Raw genomic sequence first — 19,592 nt, 5'->3', positions numbered from 1 at the left:
TAAAGCGTTATTCGGTTATTCGCGAAAAGTTCATTTTTGCATTGTAATTAATTATGTCTTTTTTCCGTTTTTTTATGTCGTGCTTTTTATCTGTGGTTTTATGATTATCGCAATAAATTAAGGTTGGCTTAAGGCTTCGTTATTTAGACTGCGGAATGATGATTTCTCGCCATTATTTATTTTGGGAATACGTTATGACGGATTTTTTGCCTTTTTCCCGCCCGAATATGGGTGAAGAAGAAATTGCTGCCGTGGCGGAAGTATTACGATCCGGCTGGATAACCACGGGGCCGAAATGCCAGCAATTAGAGCAGGCGTTTTGCCAGCGAATCGGGTGCCGACAGGCGATTGCGGTCAGTTCGGCGACGGGCGGCATGCATGTCACGCTGATGGCGCTCGGTATTGGCCCCGGCGACGAGGTGATTACGCCGTCCCAGACCTGGGTTTCAACCGTCAATATCATCACGCTATTGGGCGCGGAACCGGTGATGGTTGACGTAGATCGGCATACGCTGATGGTGCGACCGCAGGATATTGAGGCGGCTATCACACCGAAAACCAAAGCGATTATTCCCGTGCACTATGCTGGCGCTCCGGCCGATCTGGCGGCGCTTCGCGTGCTCAGCGAGCGCTACGGCATCCCGCTGATTGAGGACGCGGCGCATGCCGTGGGTACGCAATATCGTGATGAATGGATCGGCGCGCGCGGAACCGCCATTTTCTCGTTTCACGCGATTAAGAACATCACCTGTGCGGAAGGCGGCATGGTGGTGACGGACGACGAAGCGCTCGCCGAGCGCATACGCAGCCTGAAGTTTCACGGGCTGGGTGTGGATGCATTCGACAGGCAGTTGCAGGGGCGCAAGCCACAGGCCGAAGTGGTGACGCCGGGGTTTAAATACAATCTGGCAGATATCAATGCAGCCATTGCGCTGGTGCAACTGGATAAACTCCCGGCGATCAACGCCCGCCGTCAGCAGCTTGCTGCGCGTTATCTCACCCAGTTGCGTTCGCTGCCGCTCCAGCCGCTGGCCGTTCCTGACTACCCCCACTTGCACGCCTGGCATCTGTTTATGGTGCGCGTGGATGAAACGCAGTGCGGCATATCACGCGATGATTTGATGGTGGCACTGCAAGCACGCGGTATTGACACCGGGCTGCATTTCAGAGCGGTGCATACACAGAAATATTACCGTGAGCGCTATCCCCACTTGCACCTGCCGGCAACGGAATGGAATTCAGCGTCGCTGATGACGCTGCCGCTGTTCCCCGATATGCAGGACAGCGATGTCGATCGCGTCGTCGCGGCGCTAACCTCGATTCTGGAGTCTGTTCGTGATTGATGACATCAAAAATGTTTCCGTTGTGATTCCCGTTTATAACGAAGAAGAGAGTTTGCCTGTGCTGATCGAACGCACGCTGGCGGCCTGTCAGAAGATCGGTAAACCCTGGGAAATTATTCTGGTTGATGACGGCAGCAGCGATCGTTCGGCGGATCTGCTGACCGAAGCGGCGAGCGACCCGGAAAAGCACATTATCGCCGTGCTGTTGAATCGCAACTATGGTCAGCACTCTGCCATCATGGCGGGATTCCAGCAGGCGGTGGGCGATGTGATTATCACGCTGGATGCCGATTTGCAGAACCCGCCGGAAGAAATTCCGCGGTTGGTGGAATATGCCGCACAAGGGTATGACGTGGTCGGCACCGTGCGGGCAAACCGGAAAGATTCGCTGTTTCGCAAACTGGCCTCGAAAACCATCAACATGATGATCCGGCGTTCGACCGGGAAATCCATGGCGGATTACGGCTGCATGCTGCGCGCGTATCGCCGCCACATTGTCAGCGCGATGCTGCGCTGTCATGAACGCAGCACCTTTATTCCTATCCTTGCCAACACGTTCGCCCGGAAAACCATCGAGATCGATGTGATGCACGCCGAGCGCGAATTCGGCACGTCTAAATACAGCTTTCTGAAGCTGATTAACCTGATGTACGACCTGCTGACCTGCCTGACGACGACGCCACTGCGCATACTCAGTCTGATTGGCAGCATCGTTGCGCTGTCGGGCTTCCTGCTGGCGCTGCTGTTGATCGGCCTGCGTCTGTTTTTCGGTGCGGAATGGGCGGCAGAAGGCGTGTTCACGCTGTTTGCCGTGCTGTTCATGTTTATCGGCGCACAGTTCGTCGGGATGGGGCTCTTAGGGGAATACATCGGCCGTATCTATACCGATGTCCGTGCCCGGCCACGCTATTTTGTGCAAAAAACAGTGAGTGCGGCAACACCACTGGCTACCACTTTACGGGATGAAGAAGAATGAAAGCGATCGTATTTGCCTACCATGATATCGGCTGTGTCGGCCTTGAGGCGTTAAAGCTCGCGGGCTATGAGATTCAGGCGGTGTTTACGCACAGCGATGCGCCGGGCGAGAACCACTTCTACGCCTCAGTGGCGAAAGCGGCTGCCGAGATGGACGTGCCGGTGTTTGCGCCGGAAGACGTTAACCATCCGCTCTGGGTGAACCGCATTCGGGAACTGGCGCCGGATGTTATTTTTTCCTTCTATTACCGCACGCTATTAAGCGATGACATTCTCCAGCTACCGTCGTTTGGCGCATTTAATCTGCACGGTTCACTGCTGCCGCGCTATCGGGGACGTGCACCGGTTAATTGGGTACTGGTGAACGGTGAAACGCAGACGGGCGTGACGCTGCACAAGATGGTTTCTCGCGCCGATGCCGGCGATATCGTCGCCCAGTCCGTGGTGGCGATTGATGAGGAAGACACCGCGCTGACGCTGCATGGCAAATGTCGTACTGCCGCTGCCGCGCTGCTGGCGCAGCAACTGCCGCTGATTCGCTCACGTGAGATTACGCTGACGCCGCAGGATGAGAGCCGTGCCAGCTATTTCGGACGTCGCACGGCGGCAGACGGGCTGATCGACTGGCAAAAAAGCGCCTGTGAGATTAACAACCTGATCCGCGCGGTGACGGAACCGTATCCGGGCGCGTTTACGTTCCTCGGTGAGCGTAAAGTGATTATCTGGCGTGCTCGTGTAGTGAAGGTTAATCGCGTTAAAAGTAACGATGTGAGAGCCAATGGGGTGAAGCAGGAACCGGGCGCGATCATCTCGACGTCGCCGCTGGTGGTGTCCTGCGGTGAGGATGCGCTTGAGATTGTCAGCGGGCAGAGTGAAGCCGGGCTGTATATGTCAGGCAGCCGGCTGGCGGCGGAAATGGGCATGGTGCCACAGGCGAAATTGGGTAACCTCGCCAGCCGCGTGCAGCGACGCCGCACACGCGTTCTGATCCTCGGTGTGAATGGTTTTATCGGTAACCACCTGACCGAACGCCTGCTGCGGGACGATCGCTATGAGATTTACGGGCTGGATATCAGCTCGGATGCCATCGCCCGTTTTCTTGGCGATCCGCGTTTTCATTTTGTGGAAGGCGATATCAGCATTCATAACGAATGGATCGAATACCACATCAAGAAATGCGATGTCATTCTGCCGCTGGTGGCGATTGCCACGCCTATCGAATACACCCGTAACCCGCTGCGCGTGTTTGAACTGGACTTTGAAGAGAACCTGAAAATCGTGCGCGACTGCGTGCGCTACAACAAACGCATCGTTTTCCCGTCCACCTCGGAAGTGTACGGCATGTGTGATGACAAAGAATTTGATGAAGATACCTCACGCCTGATTGTCGGGCCGATCAACAAGCAGCGCTGGATCTACTCGGTGTCCAAGCAACTGCTGGATCGGGTGATCTGGGCGTACGGTGCGAAAAACGGCCTGCGCTTTACGCTGTTCCGTCCGTTTAACTGGATGGGGCCGCGGCTGGATACGCTGGATGCGGCACGCATCGGCAGCTCCCGGGCGATTACCCAACTGATCCTCAATCTGGTGGAAGGATCGCCGATCAAGCTGGTGGACGGCGGGGCGCAGAAGCGCTGCTTTACCGACATTCACGACGGCATTGAAGCGCTGTTCCGCATTATTGAAAACCGCAACGGCCAGTGCGACGGGCAGATCATCAATATCGGTAATCCGCATAATGAAGCCAGTATCCGCGAGTTGGGTGAAATGCTGCTGACCAGCTTTAATGCGCATCCGCTGCGCGACCGCTTCCCGCCGTTCGCCGGGTTTATTGACGTGGAAAGCAGCAGCTATTACGGCAAAGGCTATCAGGATGTGGAGCACCGTACGCCGAGCATTCGCAACGCCAAACGCCTGCTGGCATGGGAGCCGATGGTGAAGATGGATCAAACCGTCGCGGAAACGCTGGACTATTTTCTGCGTACCGTTGACCCCCAGAATACCGTTGACGCCGAGGGTGCGCAGGGATGACGCGTGTTGGCCTGCGGATAGATGTTGATACCTGGCGCGGTACGCGGGACGGCGTGCCCGCGCTGCTAAATGTGCTGGCAGAGTTCGATATTCAGGCGAGCTTCTTTTTTAGCGTCGGGCCGGACAACATGGGGCGTCACCTGTGGCGTCTGCTGCGTCCACGCTTTTTATGGAAGATGCTGCGCTCCAATGCGGCCTCGCTTTACGGCTGGGATATCTTGCTTGCCGGTACGGCATGGCCGGGGCGTCATATCGGCGAACGGTTTGGTTCGTTAATCCGCCAGACGCACGATGCAGGCCATGAAGTCGGACTACATGCCTGGGATCATCACGGCTGGCAGGCGAATGTCGCGCGCTGGTCGGATGCTCAGTTGGCCGCGCAGTTCCGTGAAGGAATGGATGCGTTGGCACAGATTCTGCCATCGCCAGTGCGTTGTTCCGCCGTGGCAGGCTGGCGAGCCGATTCGCGCGTTGTAGAGATGAAGCAGCGCTGGAATCTGGACTATAACAGCGACTGTCGCGGCACCCGACCTTTTCGACCGCGCCTGAAAAATGGTGAGTTGGGCACCGTGCAGATCCCGGTCACCTTGCCGACCTACGATGAAGTCATCGGCGAACGCGTGAACGACGGCGAATTTAACGACTTTATTCTTGAGGCGATCCAGCAGGATCGCGGCGTGCCGGTCTACACCATCCATGCGGAGGTGGAAGGTGGTGCGAAGCTGGCGCAGTTCCGTCAGCTGCTGCTTCGCGCCCGCCAGCAGCACATCGAATTTTGTCCGCTTTCCGCCTTACTGCCTGATGACCCCGCCACGCTGCCCGTCGGGCGGATTGAACGTGCGCCGTTTCCCGGACGGGAAGGCTGGCTTGGTGTGCAAACGGAAGAATAAATAAAGCAGGAGATAGCATGGAAAAAGGCATGATAAAGCTGAAAAGCACCGTGATACTGGTGTTATTTGCTTTGCTCTACCTGTTACCGCTTAACGGCCGCTGGCTGTGGTCACCGGACGAAACGCGCTATGCGGAAATCAGCCGCGAGATGCTTCAGCGTGGCGATTGGATCGTGCCGCATTTGCTGGGTATTCGCTATTTTGAGAAACCCGTCGCAGGTTACTGGCTGAATAACATCAGCCAGTGGTTATTGGGTCATACCAATTTTTCCGTGCGCTTTGCCTCGGTATTTTCTACTGCGTTGAGTGCGCTGCTGGTGTTTTGGCTGGCGATGCTGTTGTGGAAAAACCGGCGTACTGCGCTGCTGGCGGCGACGATCTATCTTACGTCACTGCTGGTGTATGGTATCGGCACGTACAGCGTGCTCGATCCGATGGTGACGCTCTGGATGACGGCGGCGCTGTTCAGCCACGTTCTGATTCAGCGCGCCACGCTGATGCACGAACGGCTCGTGGCCTGGGGACTGATGGGGCTGGCCTGCGGTATGGGATTCATGACCAAAGGCTTTCTGGCGCTGGCTTTACCGGTCATCAGCGTGCTGCCGGTGGCGCTGGCGCAAAAGCGCATTAAGGAACTGCTGCTGTTCGGGCCGCTGGCGATTGTCGTCGCGGTATTGCTGAGTGCGCCGTGGGCGCTGGCGGTGCATGCACGAGAAGCCGATTACTGGCATTACTTCTTTTGGATTGAGCATATCCAGCGTTTTGCGGAAGAGGATGCACAGCATAAAGCGCCATTCTGGTATTACCTGCCGGTGCTGATGGTCGGCGCATTCCCCTGGCTGGCGCTGCTGCCGGGCGCGCTGCGCAGCGGCTGGAGCGAACGAAAAGCGAACCCGGAACGGTTCCTCCTGCTGTGCTGGATGGTGATGCCGCTGCTGTTTTTCAGCATCGCTAAAGGCAAGCTGCTGACCTACATTCTGCCGTGCTTTGCACCGCTGGCGCTGCTGATGGCGGCGTGGATTTCCGGGCTGGCACCCGCAATACGTGAACGTGTATTGCGCATCAATAGCTGGCTTAACATCGCCTTCGGCAGCATGCTGGCGCTCGCCGTTGCCGCGCTCGGGCTCGGCATTATCGTGCCGCATGTCTATCAACCGGGAGAAGGGCTGACCATCGTCTCGGGTGTCGTCTGCTTTATCGGCTGGATTGCCTTTGCCGCTGTTAGCCTGAGAAATCCGCGATCGTGGGGCTATCTGGTGGCAGGCTGTCCGCTATTTCTGGCGCTGCTCGTTGGCGGGAGTATTCCGGCGAGCGTGGTCGATTCAAAGAACCCTCAAACCTTTATTCGTAGCCATCAGCCGTTGCTGGAGCAGAGCCGCTATGTGCTGAGCGATGAGGTTGGGCTGGCGGCCGGACTGGCGTGGGAGCTGAAGCGCAGTGATATCACCTTATTCAAGGCGCGGGGCGAATTGAACTACGGTCTGGACTACGCCGATTCCACTGACCGTTTTGTGGATGAGGGGGCTTTCCCGGCCTGGCTTGCGGAGAAACGGCGTAGCGGAAATGTCGCGCTGGTGCTGAAAGTCGATAGGGATACCGATGAAGAATACCGCAATCTGCCTGCCCCCGATCAGTTGAAAAAATCGCACCGCTACGTGCTGCTGTTTTATAAGCAAATAGCGCCATGAGTTATCTACTGGTGGCTATCGTCTGCCTGCTGACCAGTCTGGGACAGCTGTGCCAGAAACGGGCAGCGGAGTGCTGGCGGCGTTTACCCGCGGATCGACGTCGATGCGTGACGCTGGGGTGGCTGATGCTGGCGGCTTTGCTGCTCGGCATCGGGCTGCTGCTGTGGCTTGTGGTGTTGCAGCATATCCCGCTCGGCGTGGCGTATCCGCTGCTGAGCATCAATTTTGTTCTGGTCACGCTGCTGGCGCACTACGGGTTTAGCGAACGTGTGGACAAATATCACTGGTGGGGCATTGCGCTGATTGTCACCGGTATCTATCTGATGCAGGGGGGATGATGGCGAAAAGGGGCTATGTCTGGGCGCTTGGCAGCATTGTGCTTGCCAGCACCGCGCAGGTGTTAATGAAAAGCGGGATGCTGGCGCTGCCGAGCATTTCCATGACGCACTGGCCGCCGTTCAGCACGTTGCTGGCCGGCTGGCCTGCGGTTGCGGTGCTAATCGGGATGCTCTGCTACGGGCTATCGATGGTGTGCTGGTTCATGGTGCTACGCTACCTGCCGCTAAGCCGCGCCTATCCGTTAATTAGCCTGAGCTACGCGGTGGTTTATCTGGCGGCGGTTTTCCTGCCGTGGCTGAACGAACCGATGAGCCTGCGGAAAAACCTCGGCGTCCTGATTATTCTGCTGGGCGTCTGGCTGGTGAGTCGTAACGCGCAGACGGCGCGATAAGCCGCCTGCGCGTAACGCTAGCGATAGAGAGTTATTGACTGAAAACGTGTGCCGTACCGTTCACCGTCAGGCTGACCTGCTGGCCGACGGCAAAAGCGGCGTGGCTGACGGTTTTCAGTTCAATGATGTCGGCTGTTGCGTGGTGGACGTGCAACGTCAGCGTCGAGACAAAGCCGGAAAAATCAACTTTGCGGATGGTTGCGCGAACGGTTGCTGTGCTATTTGCCTCATTACTATCAACCTTATCGTTATTAACCCCGGCATCCTGAATCGCGATTTGCTCCGGTCTGAGCATGATTCTTGCCTTTCCGCTTGCGGTTGGGCGATCTACCGCGATGCGCCCAAGCAGACAGTCAGCATGACCGCCGTCGATCTGTGCATCGAGGATTAGCGTTTCGCCGAGAAAGGTCGCGATCTCCTCATTGGCGGGCTGATGGTAAAGCGCCCACGGCGAACCGGATTGCGACAGTTGACCGTCGCGCATAACGACAACGTGGTCAGCAAAGGACAGCGCCTCTCCCTGATCGTGAGTCACCAGAATCGATGCCACATTAGCCTGCTGCAATACGTCCATCACCGCTTTACGGGTGGCGGCACGCAGGCCGGTATCCAGCGCCGAAAAAGGTTCATCCAGCAGCATTAATGCAGGGCGCTGTGCCAGCGCGCGAGCCAGTGCGACACGCTGCTGCTGGCCGCCGGAAATCTCATGCGGCGAGTGCTTCCGCAAATGCGCTGGAAGGGAAACCAGCGCCATCAGCTCATCCACACGCTTTTGTTTTTCTGCCTTCGAACCTTTGAGCCCAAATGCGATGTTGTCTGCGATGCAAAGATGCGGGAACAGCGCGCCGTCCTGCGGTACGTAGCCGATTCTGCGCTGATGGGCAGGAACGGAAAGCCCGTTATCGCAGAGCGTCTGCCCGTTCAGCGTGATGACGCCGCTATCTGGTCTTTCAAACCCGGCAATCAGGCGCAGCAGCGTGGTTTTCCCCGAACCGGACGGGCCAACAATCGCCGTGCGGCGACTGTTTTCTAACGTCAGATGAATGTCAGACAGCACGATGCGCCCGTTAAAGCCTTTACTGACGCGATGAAGTTCTAACATGATTACAGCCCCGCCATTTTTTGTGATTGCGTGTAGAGAAACCAGGTCCACGGCAGCGACAGTAGAACCAGAATCAGCGCGTAGGGTGCCGCCGCCGGATAATCGATCTCACTGGTGAGCGCCCAAAAGCCGGTCGCCAGCGTGCGGGTGCCGTTGGGAGCCAGCAGCAATGTGGCGGTCAGCTCGTTAACAATTGCCAGAAAGACGAGCGTTGCACCTGTTGCGACGCCGGGCGCGGCCAGTCGAACGGTCACGGTCATTAACGTCTGCAACGGCGAACGCCCCAGACTGGCGGCGACTTGCTCCAGCTCCACTGGAGCCTGTGCGATACCGGCGCGTAGATTAACCAGCGCCCGTGGCATAAACATCAACAGGTAAGCCAGCAGTACGGTGAATTCAGTCTGGTAGAGCGGCCTGACGATGTGAATCGTGGTGGTCACCAGCGCCAGCGCGACGACGATACCCGGCAGAGAGCTGGTAATGTAATTGCACCCTTCCAGAAACCGATACAGGCGGCTGGGATGGCGAATTGTCAGCCAGGCCATCGGGATCGCCGCCAGCGTTGTCAGTGCGGCACCGCTCAGCGCCAGCGTCATGGTCTGGCGAAAGGCATCAAGCAGTTCGCGGCGCTGCCACACTTCCCAGCCGCCAAACCACAGCCAGCGAGACAGCGTAATAAAAGGCACGCCGAGCGTGAGCAGCACCAGCGTCGCCAGTAGCAGCAGAGCCAGTAACAGCGGAAGCAGCGACAGGCGTACCAGCGTGACAGCCTGCGGCGCGCCGGAACCGACATGGGCATAGCGCGTGACGCCGCGCATGCGGGCATCCGCACACAACAGAAACAGGCACAGCAGCGCCAGCACGCCAGCCAGCATGTTAGCCGCCGGACCGTTAAACGTTGACTGAAACTGATCGAAAATCGCGGTGGTAAAGGTATCGAAGCGGATCATGGCGAACAGGCCATACTCCGCCAGCAGATGCAGCGCAATCAGCAGCAGCCCGCCGCCGATAGCCAGCTTTAGCTGCGGCAGCACCACGCGGAAAAATACGGTAACGGGAGGCACGCCCAGCGTAGCCGCGACATCTTCCAGCGCAGGATTCAGCCGTCGCAGCGTCGCGGCACAGGGTAAATACACAAAAGGCAAATAGGCGACGACGGATAAAAACACGCCAGCTGGCAGACCATGCAGACCGGGCGCGGTAGTGATCCAGGCATAGCTTTGTACAAATGCGGGTATTGCCAGCGGCGCGGTGAGCAGCAGCGACCACAGGCGTCGGGCAGGCAGGGTAGTGCGTTCAGTCAGCCAGGCCAACAGCACGCCGAGCACCGTGCAAATCGGCAGCGTCAGAACAACCAGCAGCACCGTGTTGGTTAGTAATTCGCCGACGCGAGGGCGCAAGAGCAGCGCACGCGCCGTTTCCCAACCGGTATCAATGCTCACGCCAATCACAAAGCCCAGCGGAATAAACCCCAGCAGGGATAGCGTCAGGGCGACGATGGTCAGCAACGCGGCTGGCTTGCGTAATGGCGTAGAAGGGGCGGTGAACGGGGTGGTTTCGCTGTAGCTAACGTTTGTCATACGGCCTGTAGCTGCCTTGTCAGGACAATATTTTAAGACGGTGAAGCCGCGCTGAGCGGACATTCGGGTAAGGATTCATCAGGGCGCGAACGCCCTGATGAAAGGGGGTTATGACATCGATATGCTATAACCCCTATGCGACAATCTGTGCGTTACAACAAACCAGCTTGCGTCATCAGATCCACGACTTTTTTGCTGTTGAGCTTGGCGGCATCGACTTTCGGCGCATCCAGATCTTTCAGCGGAACCAGTTTGTCATTTGAGGCCGCGTTGACGCCAACGGCGTACTCAAAGGCATCGTTGGTGCGCAAGACTTCCTGACCGGATTTGCCGGTAATCCACTTAATGAAGGTCTGTGCGTCTTTCGCATGTTTGCTGGATGCCAGTACGCCGCCGCCGGAAATACTGACGAACGCGCCCGGATCTTTATGCTTGAAGTAGTACAGCTTCGTGTTGTTACTGTTTTCGCCGGTTTTAGCCTGATCGACAAAACGGTAATAGTGATAGATCACACCGCTATCAATCTGGCCTGCATTCACGGCTTTCATCACCGTGCTGTTGCCTTTGTAGGCGGTGAAGTTCTCTTTCATGCCTTTCAGCCACGCCTGTGTGGCTTGCTCACCTTTCAGCTCCAGATAGGCGCTGACGATGGCCTGAAAATCTGCACCGGATGGAGACGCGGCCCAGCGACCTTTCCATTCTGGCTTCGCCAGATCGGCTAAGGATTTCGGCAGTTGAGCGTCGGTAAATTTGGTCGGATTGTAAACAAAGACGGTGGATCGTGCGGCAATCCCGATCCAGCGACCGTGGGATGGTCGATAGTCAGACGGCACCTGAGCAAGGGTCGCGTTATCCAGCGGAGCAAAGAGATTGGCGTTATCGACCAGCACCATTGATGGTGAATTTTCAGTCAGGAACACATCGGCCGGGGAGGATTTCCCTTCCTGCACCAGTTGGTTGCCCAATTCGGTGTCGCTGCCATTGCGCAACGTCACCTTGATGCCAGTTTCTTTGGTAAAACCGTCAACCCAGGATTTCACGAGGTTTTCATGTTGGGCATTGTAAATCACAATCCCTTCATCGTTTTCTGCTGCGGTTGCCGATGCGCTGAGAGCCAAACCGGAAGCGAATAAAACGGCAGAACTCAGCAATCCAAAACTAAGCTTCATATTATTTACCCTTATTAATACCTGTCGTGTTTGCGTATGGCTGGCTTACATGGGAAGCCCGGCATCACTCGCGATAGCTACGCTATTTTAGCGACACAGGCCGATATGTAGCGGCAGTCGACGATGGATTCTACATATCGATAATAATAATGATAGTTATTATTATTTCGCTTTCTTAAGGTTAAATTAAGGTTCCGGTGAGTGTGATATTTCGGTCATCACTTTATTTCAAGGCGTGTCACGGCATGAATATGTATAAATCGATCGTCTAAAAAACAGGCTGACGTCTCTGTAAAATTTATTTCACCGGAAATGAGACATAACATCATGATTTACAGAAACAAATCCTGATTTATCATCTATATTTACTCTGCAGGCTATGAGTAGCGATACAACAAATGCACCGTACTTGCTTCGGTGTCACGTGCGCTTGTCTGCAATTTGGGGTTAATTGACCGACAAAAGGTGACACAGCAACTGATATTCGGGGGATGGAAAAATGGATGTAGAAACGCGGATGATTGAGCTTATCGTTAAATCTGGCGAAACACGTTCCTGCGCAATGGAAGCACTGAGATCCGCTCGTCGAGGGGAGTGGGATCACGTCGATGAATTATTAAAAATGGCGGCGGTGGCGCTGAACCGGGCGCAGTTGATCCAGACCGGATTTATTGGCAACCAGAGTAAGGAAAAAGCCAATATCGAACTTATCGTGGTGCACGCGCAGGATCACCTGATGAATGCGATGCTGTGCCGTGAGCTGGCTGAAGAGATTATTGAACTCAGAAAAGAGGTCTCTGGCGTCAATCTCCACATGCGCTAGCCGCATCGCGGAGCAAAGGAAGAAGCCATTCAGTTTCACGCTGAGTGGCTTTGCTGTTTCTACCCGTTGCTATTTTTTCTTATAGCGACGTTTTCCTTATGCTATTTCCCGTTTCCGTACTGCTCGTCGCTGACTTTTTCCAGCCATTCAACCGGGGTGCCGTTAAGCGATTCGGCAATGGCAATGTGTGTCATCGCGGTTTGTGCCGTCGCGCCGTGCCAGTGTTTTACGCCTTCGGGTATCCAGACGATATCGCCCTGATTGATTTCCTGAATCTCGCCGCCCCATTCCTGAAGCCAGCCCCGACCCTGCGTGACGATCAGCGTCTGACCGAGCGGATGGGTATGCCATGCCGTGCGGGCACCGGGTTCAAAGGTAACCGTCGCGCCACCAACCCGAGCCGGGGCAGTACCCTGAAAAGGCGCATCAATACGTACGTTGCCGGAAAAATAGCTTTCCGAGCCAGGTTGGGACGGGTGTGAACCGCTGCGGGTAATTTTCAATTTTTCCTCCTTTCCGGCAGTCGCAGCCGGGACTAACATGGATAACATCACGGCAGAGGCTGCGAGTCATCTCATGGAAAGCGTAGCTGTTATTGGAAGATTCGCTGTTCAGGGTTGGTGAAAGCTGAAAGACAGCGGCTGTACAAAACGTTACTGCGATTTACGGAGAAGCACCAGAGGGCAAAACCAGCAAGCGGCTATGAATTATATTCATTAATTACGCCGTGCAATGCGGGGTGCTATGTCCCGCTGCTAATTTTCAGCGTGGCTTAATTAGCGATTGACCGTTTCACATGGACATCATTCACGACACCACTCTTCGGATACGCTGATGTTAAAAGAAAATTTTAATGACCTCATTTCGTTCCTTGTGGTGGCAAGAGAACGTAGTTTTACTAAAGCGGCGGCGAAGCTCGGGCTTTCCCAGTCGGCACTAAGCCATTCGATTCGCGGCCTTGAAGAGCGGCTTGGCGTGCGTTTGCTGACCCGAACCACGCGCAGCGTCGCGCCGACGGAAGCGGGAGAGAAGCTGGCGCATAGCCTCGGCCCGCACTTCGCGGATATTGAAAGCGAGCTGGTGGCGCTGGGTGACATGCGCGAACGGCCTGCGGGGAATATTCGTATCACGGCGGGGGAGCATGCGGTTGATTCAATATTATGGCCGGTGTTAAAGCCATTTTTGGTGAATTATCCCGATATTAACGTCGACATCACGGTAGATAACGCCTTAGCTGATATTGTTCTCGGCCGCTTTGATGCGGGCATTCGCCTGGGAGAACAGGTGGAAAAAGACATGATTGCCGTGCGTGTCGCACCGGAAATGAGCATGGCGGTGGTCGGTTCCCCGAACTATTTCGCTCGCAATCCTGCTCCCGTGACGCCACAGGATTTGCAGCATCACCGCTGTATTAACCTGCGTCTGCCGACGATGGGCGGCATCTATGCATGGGAATTTGAAAAAAACGGTCGGGAAATCAAGGTGCGCGTTGAGGGACAACTGACCATGAATAGCCTGCGCCAGCGGATCGACGCGGCACGCATTGGGCTCGGTCTGGCCTATGTACCTGAAGATTCGGTACAAAATGATATTGCCAGCGGGCGTCTGATTCGGGTGCTGACGGAATGGTGCCCGCCGTTCCCCGGCTACTACCTGTATTATCCCAGCCGCAAACAGCATACCACGGCCTTTTCACTGTTTGTGGAAGCGCTGCGCTACCCACGTTAGGATTGGGTTATTGGGTTATTGGGTTATTGGGTTGTAAGTCAGGCGATTAAAAAGCGTTTAAGATAATCGGTTCCACCGACAAATTTTGAATATTCAAGGAAATGAAATGTGTTCTGATAATAATGACGCGCTTTTAGCGATTTTTTCTGGTGAGTTTAGTGTTAGCGACGATGCCTGGACGCTGGATGCCGTTCGATGGGGTTTTGTTGAGAAGAAAAAGATTATCGCCAGCCTGAAAGGGAAAATGGAGAGCGGCCCGTTTAGTGCAGAGATCGAGCTATTATGGCGGGAAGAACTCAAAGACTATTTCGGTAGAGGCGAAATTACCTATGATAATTTCCGCTCGGAATACAAAACTAATGGTTTCGCAATAAAAATAATGGCATCAGATATTTATGTAGAAGATGATGTTTGCGTTATTGACGATGCTGAATGGCTGGAAAATGGCTATCCATATTCATTCTATGGCGATTTAGAACGGGCAGCGAATTGAAGAGAATAGCGGCCATTTTCAATAATGACCGCTACTTGGCTAGCGTTACCTTGAGGGGGAGTGGATTTATTCGAAGGCGTTGGTATGTTTTGTAAAATACATCGGATCTATGCTGGCTCTGATGAACATACCACCGCATTAATGCCTTGATTGCTCGCACTGATTTTTTAGCCTCATCATTTCCGCTGGTGGCAAGGGTGCCGTCATCATAGAACGATATTTCATACACGCTGGCGTTTCATCAGTAGGGGATTTTTTCGTGCTGGATGAGCAGGCGATAACAAACAGGGTTATTGAGACGATTAATAACCGAGGGAGAGTGGCCTGATAATTTTTCATCGATTCTCCTTTTAGTTTTTTCAATTACGTATAGCCCTGTAAAACGTGAGGAGGAATAACGAGCGAATCCGTAATATTGCGAATACATTAAGTTAACATTAAGAGAATGGTTTGTCAGATGAAATAAAAAGGAAAGCCTGGATGACGCTATTCGTACTTATTCATCGCACCAAGGATTCTTGAACATCATCATCCCTAAAACCCCTAACAAATCTGAACGCATGGGGCCCGTCACCGCTCTTTACTAACGCATATTCAAACCACGTAAGTGATAATGGATGTAGGAGAACCCTTCTCCTGCCTCGATCGCGCGGGGCTCGTCAGCCTTATTCTGTGACGGACATAAACACTGTACATACCGTTACACAGCAACGCTCATCATCGGCGATAAGCCTGGTATATAATCCAAAAATACAGGGAACGATTTACTGTGAAGATAAAAATTCACAACTTTCAAACAATAAATATCATGTAGCCTTACTTTATAATGAAAATCAAAAATACTCTCTGCCTACATATCCTGATGGCGACCCTTGCCATCCTGTTTCTTAGCGTTCCCTCGCTGGTGAAGAGCGTTGATCCGGCGCTGACATTCCAGCCACTGATTAACACGATGGAAGGGACGGCAAAAGAACAAAAGGAAAAGATAGCCACGATTTCCCATGCATTACAGGGAAATGCGATTTTCTTTCTCGGGGCTTCCGAGGTCTCTACATCGGAAGATGAACATTACGCTGTCTATAATTATTTTAATAACCAGCTACATCGTCCGGTTGTGGCCTATGGCGATAGCTATGTGGATAGCGTCACGCACTTTTTACTGCTCTCACGTTTTAAAAATGAACTTAACGCGAACAGTAAAGTGGTTTTGCTGCTGGCACCCGATAGCTTTTATTCAGACGGTATTCCGCCGGCCATTTTTGCTAATAATTTTCCGGCCTCTATTTTTAATCCCCTGATGCAGGATGATCAGGCACGACCCTTTTTGGTCAATTACTTACAACATATCGATAAAGAAGAGATTAGTCATTTAACGTTCGGCCAAATGAAGATCTATGGTTGGGATCCACAACTTATCTGGCAGGAAGTGAGTTATCAATTTGCTAATTTCTGCGAGCTAATAAAAAACGACTGGCTGGCGATGCTGCGTATTATCCCTCAGTCGACACAACCGTGGCCACATCGGGCAACTGTCAATCCGACTCCTGACTGGAATCGCGAGTTGGCGCAGTCTCAGGTGTTGAATCAGTCCCGTCAGCAAAGTGCAGACACATTGTGGATGGATAAGTCCGTTTTTGCCGACGATAAAACACCGGAAGAGTGGGACGATGCACCGATTGTTCCGGCGCAAATGGAGGCGTTATCGGCGACGATCAAACTGCTGAAAGCGCGCAACGTCCAATTTGTGGTGATTGTCGATCCGATTAATCCGTGGGCGATTAAGAATTCCGAGAAATTCCAGCCAGTCGATAGCCAGATCAGATCGATGCTGGACGCAAATCAGGTCCGCTATTTTGATATGTATGCGCAACCTTATCAGAACGGCTGGAATTGGGACCGCCTGCACCCAACCGAGCCGGCATGGGTCGCGATGGATCAATTTATTGCAGAGAGTTTTAAATGATGAAAACTGCCATTCGCCTTTTTTTCCTTTATCTCTTTCTGGCAGTCACCATCGTTGCATGGACGTCTGTTGATGAAAGCATGAGTTTAAAAGTGCATTTTGAATATCAAAAATTCTGAAGGATGAATGATGTACAGCTCCGGAATGTTTTTTTTCCTTCTGTTTTCATCGGCGTTACTGTTCGCGCTAGTTAATCGCGTATTCAGTTATCGGCTGACGTATTTATCCGCCTTCTCCGTATTGGCAGTGCTAGGCTGGGGATATATTTTTCAGGGGGATTACCTTGTTCCCGTGGCGGTTTTCCTAAGCTTCTACATTCTCGTCACATTAAAAGAGAAAGGCTGGTTAAAAACCTGGCAGGCAGTCAGCCTGACACTATTGCCGCTATTTTTGGTGAAATTACACCTCAACAACCACTGGGGCATGATCGGCCTGTCCTTTATGACTTTCCGTGCCATTGATGTCCTGCTTTATCGCAGTAAAAAAGATGGCCAGAACTTCCTGCACTACTTCTGCTACCTCTTTATGCCTTTTATTATTCTGGCGGGTCCGATGTATCGCTGGCGGACATGGGTTAATGACATTAATAAACCGGTCTTCACGCTGACCCGTGAACAGTTTTTAGTGGCGATGGAGCAGATTTTTACCGGCATCATTCAGAAGTTCTTATTTGCCATGCTGATCAATAATCTGGTGATTGAGTCGTGGAGCCAGCGCCCGTTTACGTTAAGCGTGGGTGTCGTGATGTCGCTCGCCTACAGCGCCTACCTTTATTTTGATTTTGCTGGCTACAGCAATATGGCTATCGGGGCAGGGCGCTTATTTGGCCTGAATATTCCGGCGAACTTCAATCTGCCTATTCTGGCGAAAAACCCGCAGGATTTCTGGCGACGCTTTCACATCAGCCTGTCTGAATGGCTGAGGGATGTGGTCTTTATGCCGATTTATATGAATCTGATGAAGCTCGATTTTTTCCGACAGAACAAAACGTTGGCACAGAATATTGGCATCTTCTGCACCCTGTTTTGTATGGGGGCATGGAACGGGCTTGAACGACACTATGTCATCAGCGGCGCACTGTTTGGCGCCATTTCCGTTGCTCACAACATGCTGCTGTGGTCTGCCAAACGCAGCCCGGCGCTGAGCAATTGTCTACATCATCCGGTTATTGCGTTCATCGGTCGAATTCTGACGCTGGCAAGCGCTGCGGCCTCCCTCTACATCTTTAGCGGAATGTCCCCACTATGAATCTTCACTCTGAACTTCAGGAACTGCAAGACTTCCTCCGCGCGGCATTACTCGACCCTGCGAATCCACAGCAGTTGGCGATTAGCGGCAGCGATGAAGCAATGACCTGGCAACAGCTATCCATTGCTGTGGCAGACTGGTCGCATCGCTATCAGCACTGCCAGCAGCCCGCGGGGCAGCCAGTCGTGTTATATGGGCATCAGCAGGCGGAGTTTGCCGTGGCGATCTATAGCTGTCTGCTGCATAACATCCCGTATATTCCGGTGGACTGCATCTATCCTCAGGAGCGACTTAACGAGATTTGCCACCTGGCGAGCGCGCCTTATTATTACGATGTGGCGACCCGACAGTTCATTGCTACCGGTGAGGCAGGGCAGGCGTTGGTCGAGCAGGATCTTGCCTATATCATGTTTACCTCCGGCAGCACTGGAAAGCCTAAAGGGGTGCAGATCGGGCGTGAAAGTCTGTGGCACTTTATGAAGTGGGTGCGTCAGGACTTTTCGCTGCCGGACGTGCCAGTGCTGATGAACCATGCAGTATTCAGTTTCGATCTCTCTTTGATCCCGCTGCTGGCGAATCTGGCTACTGGAGGGCACATCGTCCTGAATGCGAAAGAGGATATCGCGGCAGAAAACTGGCTCGATCGCCTGAAAGAAAACGGCGTTTCCGTCTGGGTGTCAACGCCCTCTTTCGCCTACCAGAGGCTGCTTTCCCCCCAGTTCAACAGTGAATATTTACCTGAACTTAACGTCTTCGTGTTCATTGGTGAAGTGCTCAACAAAGCGCTGGTCAAACAGTTACGCCGTCGCTTCCCACAGGCCAAAATTCTCAACTCCTATGGTCCAACGGAAGCGACCATCGCAACTACCGTCATCGAAATCACCGATGAAATCCTGCACAGTGAAAACGATCTGCTGCCGGTGGGTGCGATGATGCCGGACTCCAGAATGGAAATTACGTCTGAGGGCGAGCTGATCATTTGGGGCAAAAATGTCATGCGCGGCTACCTTGGGCTGGCGAAAGAGAATGCGGAGAAATTGCTGCATCGGGAGAGCGAAGCATTCCGGGGCTACAGAACCGGCGACCTGGGCTATGAAGACGGACTGCTGTACTGTCAGGGCCGCAACGACAGCCAGATCAAACTGAATGGCTATCGCATTGAAATCAATGAGATTGAAAATCGTCTGCTGGCGATATCCGACATCAGCGAAGCCGTGGTTCTGCCGTTGATGAAATCGGGCGGTGGCGTTCTGCGCATCGCGGCGTTCTGCGTGACGAACTTAGCGCCAGAAGCAATTAAAACGTCGCTCTCGAAGGTGATTCCTCCTTACATGGTGCCTTCCCAAATTATTATCAAAGATGCGTTGCCGCTTAATCCTAACGGCAAAATTGACCGTAAACTGCTGGACAGCCATGCCCGCACGATCTAATGACTCAGGAAAAAATGATGGAACAAGAAATACTCGCGCTGTTTGAAAAGATCTTATCCCGTAAAGTGGGCTTTAACGATGAGCTGATTGAGTCTGACATTCTCGACTCTATTCTAGCGGTCGACTTGGTGCTGGAAGTGCAGGACGTTTACGGCTGCGTGATCCCGCCAACCGAAGTCGCCACCGTTCTGAAAACCCCAGCAGATTTGGCTCGCTACATCGAAGAGAACCGCGGCTAAGCCTGAAGCGGCGACGGTTTTTTCTCGTTATTTAAAGACCCCGGATAGGTTTATCTGGGGTTTTTTAATTGTGGGGGGAGTATCAAAGTCTATTACATCATTAGATAGTAGTGAAAAGAGGAGGGCAGTGATTCTCTATTCAAACCCTCCTAATTATTAA

At 53.5% G+C, this 19,592-nt stretch carries 19 protein-coding genes; 14 read left to right on the top strand and 5 right to left on the bottom strand.

Going from position 1 to position 19,592, the window contains the following annotated elements:
• Window positions 1-194 precede the first annotated feature (194 nt).
• From arnB to arnF, 7 genes are read left to right on the top strand one after another with little or no spacing between them, the layout of a single operon-like run.
• Window positions 195-1,343 carry a UDP-4-amino-4-deoxy-L-arabinose aminotransferase gene (gene arnB, locus H4F65_RS15810; RefSeq protein WP_010280306.1) on the top strand — a complete coding sequence of 383 codons (1,149 nt, stop codon included), beginning with the start codon at window positions 195-197 and terminating at the stop codon, window positions 1,341-1,343.
• The gene (gene arnC, locus H4F65_RS15805) at window positions 1,336-2,319 is read left to right on the top strand and encodes an undecaprenyl-phosphate 4-deoxy-4-formamido-L-arabinose transferase (RefSeq protein ID WP_010280304.1); all 984 of its coding nucleotides are present in this window, start codon (window positions 1,336-1,338) and stop codon (window positions 2,317-2,319) included. The genes arnB and arnC overlap by 8 nt, the downstream gene beginning before the upstream one ends.
• A complete protein-coding gene (gene arnA, locus H4F65_RS15800; protein WP_010280301.1) occupies window positions 2,316-4,349 on the top strand; it encodes a bifunctional UDP-4-amino-4-deoxy-L-arabinose formyltransferase/UDP-glucuronic acid oxidase ArnA in 2,034 nt (677 codons plus the stop codon). Before arnC ends, arnA begins: the two co-directional genes overlap by 4 nt.
• On the top strand, window positions 4,346-5,239 hold the full coding sequence (arnD, locus tag H4F65_RS15795) for a 4-deoxy-4-formamido-L-arabinose-phosphoundecaprenol deformylase (protein WP_010280299.1): 894 nt from the start codon (window positions 4,346-4,348) through the stop codon (window positions 5,237-5,239). The genes arnA and arnD overlap by 4 nt, the downstream gene beginning before the upstream one ends.
• A 17-nt stretch (window positions 5,240-5,256) precedes the next feature.
• Window positions 5,257-6,927 (top strand): lipid IV(A) 4-amino-4-deoxy-L-arabinosyltransferase, encoded by a 1,671-nt coding sequence (arnT, locus tag H4F65_RS15790; RefSeq protein WP_010280297.1) that lies wholly within the window; start codon window positions 5,257-5,259, stop codon window positions 6,925-6,927.
• Complete coding sequence (arnE, locus tag H4F65_RS15785) at window positions 6,924-7,265, top strand: 4-amino-4-deoxy-L-arabinose-phosphoundecaprenol flippase subunit ArnE (RefSeq protein WP_010280295.1); 342 nt, start codon at window positions 6,924-6,926, stop codon at window positions 7,263-7,265. The genes arnT and arnE overlap by 4 nt, the downstream gene beginning before the upstream one ends.
• Window positions 7,265-7,657 (top strand): 4-amino-4-deoxy-L-arabinose-phosphoundecaprenol flippase subunit ArnF, encoded by a 393-nt coding sequence (arnF, locus tag H4F65_RS15780; protein ID WP_010280294.1) that lies wholly within the window; start codon window positions 7,265-7,267, stop codon window positions 7,655-7,657. The genes arnE and arnF overlap by 1 nt, the downstream gene beginning before the upstream one ends.
• 31 nt (window positions 7,658-7,688) lie before the next feature.
• Here the strand turns inward: arnF and H4F65_RS15775 are convergent, their stop codons facing one another.
• The 3 genes from H4F65_RS15775 to H4F65_RS15765 all read right to left on the bottom strand — a co-directional run bounded on the left by H4F65_RS15775 (window position 7,689) and on the right by H4F65_RS15765 (window position 11,508).
• Window positions 7,689-8,759 carry an ABC transporter ATP-binding protein gene (locus H4F65_RS15775; protein WP_010280292.1) on the bottom strand — a complete coding sequence of 357 codons (1,071 nt, stop codon included), beginning with the start codon at window positions 8,757-8,759 and terminating at the stop codon, window positions 7,689-7,691.
• Between the two features lie 2 nt (window positions 8,760-8,761).
• Window positions 8,762-10,339: an ABC transporter permease gene (locus H4F65_RS15770; protein WP_010280289.1), complete on the bottom strand. Its 1,578-nt coding sequence runs from the start codon at window positions 10,337-10,339 to the stop codon at window positions 8,762-8,764.
• 152 nt (window positions 10,340-10,491) lie between these two features.
• A complete protein-coding gene (locus H4F65_RS15765) occupies window positions 10,492-11,508 on the bottom strand; it encodes an iron ABC transporter substrate-binding protein (RefSeq protein ID WP_010280287.1) in 1,017 nt (338 codons plus the stop codon).
• A gap of 499 nt (window positions 11,509-12,007) precedes the next feature.
• Here H4F65_RS15765 and H4F65_RS15760 point away from each other — a divergent pair, with 499 nt between their 5' ends.
• Window positions 12,008-12,331: a PTS sugar transporter subunit IIA gene (locus H4F65_RS15760; RefSeq protein WP_010280285.1), complete on the top strand. Its 324-nt coding sequence runs from the start codon at window positions 12,008-12,010 to the stop codon at window positions 12,329-12,331.
• Window positions 12,332-12,432: 101 nt separating this feature from the next.
• Here H4F65_RS15760 and H4F65_RS15755 read toward each other — a convergent pair whose 3' ends face one another.
• Window positions 12,433-12,873, bottom strand: coding sequence for a (R)-mandelonitrile lyase (locus H4F65_RS15755; protein ID WP_010280282.1), 441 nt, complete (start codon window positions 12,871-12,873; stop codon window positions 12,433-12,435).
• Window positions 12,874-13,165: 292 nt separating this feature from the next.
• On the opposite strand from H4F65_RS15755, the gene H4F65_RS15750 reads away from it, so the two are divergent.
• Entirely contained in the window at window positions 13,166-14,059 is an 894-nt protein-coding gene (locus H4F65_RS15750; protein ID WP_010280280.1) for a LysR family transcriptional regulator, read from the top strand.
• 106 nt (window positions 14,060-14,165) lie between these two features.
• Complete coding sequence (locus H4F65_RS15745; RefSeq protein WP_010280278.1) at window positions 14,166-14,552, top strand: hypothetical protein; 387 nt, start codon at window positions 14,166-14,168, stop codon at window positions 14,550-14,552.
• A gap of 138 nt (window positions 14,553-14,690) precedes the next feature.
• Here H4F65_RS15745 and H4F65_RS15740 read toward each other — a convergent pair whose 3' ends face one another.
• On the bottom strand, window positions 14,691-14,891 hold the full coding sequence (locus H4F65_RS15740) for a hypothetical protein (RefSeq protein ID WP_072014213.1): 201 nt from the start codon (window positions 14,889-14,891) through the stop codon (window positions 14,691-14,693).
• Window positions 14,892-15,378: 487 nt separating this feature from the next.
• Here H4F65_RS15740 and H4F65_RS15735 point away from each other — a divergent pair, with 487 nt between their 5' ends.
• From H4F65_RS15735 to H4F65_RS15720, 4 genes are all read left to right on the top strand, one after another.
• Window positions 15,379-16,515, top strand: coding sequence for a D-alanyl-lipoteichoic acid biosynthesis protein DltD (locus tag H4F65_RS15735; RefSeq protein ID WP_010280276.1), 1,137 nt, complete (start codon window positions 15,379-15,381; stop codon window positions 16,513-16,515).
• 129 nt (window positions 16,516-16,644) lie between these two features.
• Window positions 16,645-17,763 (top strand): membrane-bound O-acyltransferase family protein, encoded by a 1,119-nt coding sequence (locus tag H4F65_RS15730; protein ID WP_039319975.1) that lies wholly within the window; start codon window positions 16,645-16,647, stop codon window positions 17,761-17,763.
• Complete coding sequence (locus tag H4F65_RS15725) at window positions 17,760-19,193, top strand: AMP-binding protein (protein WP_010681666.1); 1,434 nt, start codon at window positions 17,760-17,762, stop codon at window positions 19,191-19,193. Before H4F65_RS15730 ends, H4F65_RS15725 begins: the two co-directional genes overlap by 4 nt.
• Window positions 19,194-19,210: 17 nt before the next feature.
• A complete protein-coding gene (locus H4F65_RS15720; protein ID WP_010300175.1) occupies window positions 19,211-19,432 on the top strand; it encodes an acyl carrier protein in 222 nt (73 codons plus the stop codon).
• Window positions 19,433-19,592: the final 160 nt, after the last annotated feature.

It is taken from the genome of Pectobacterium brasiliense (genome assembly GCF_016950255.1).
GTDB lineage: Bacteria > Pseudomonadota > Gammaproteobacteria > Enterobacterales > Enterobacteriaceae > Pectobacterium > Pectobacterium brasiliense.
The sequence above is the reverse complement of the archived record's forward strand: the minus strand, read 5'-3'. Positions and strand labels throughout refer to the sequence as shown.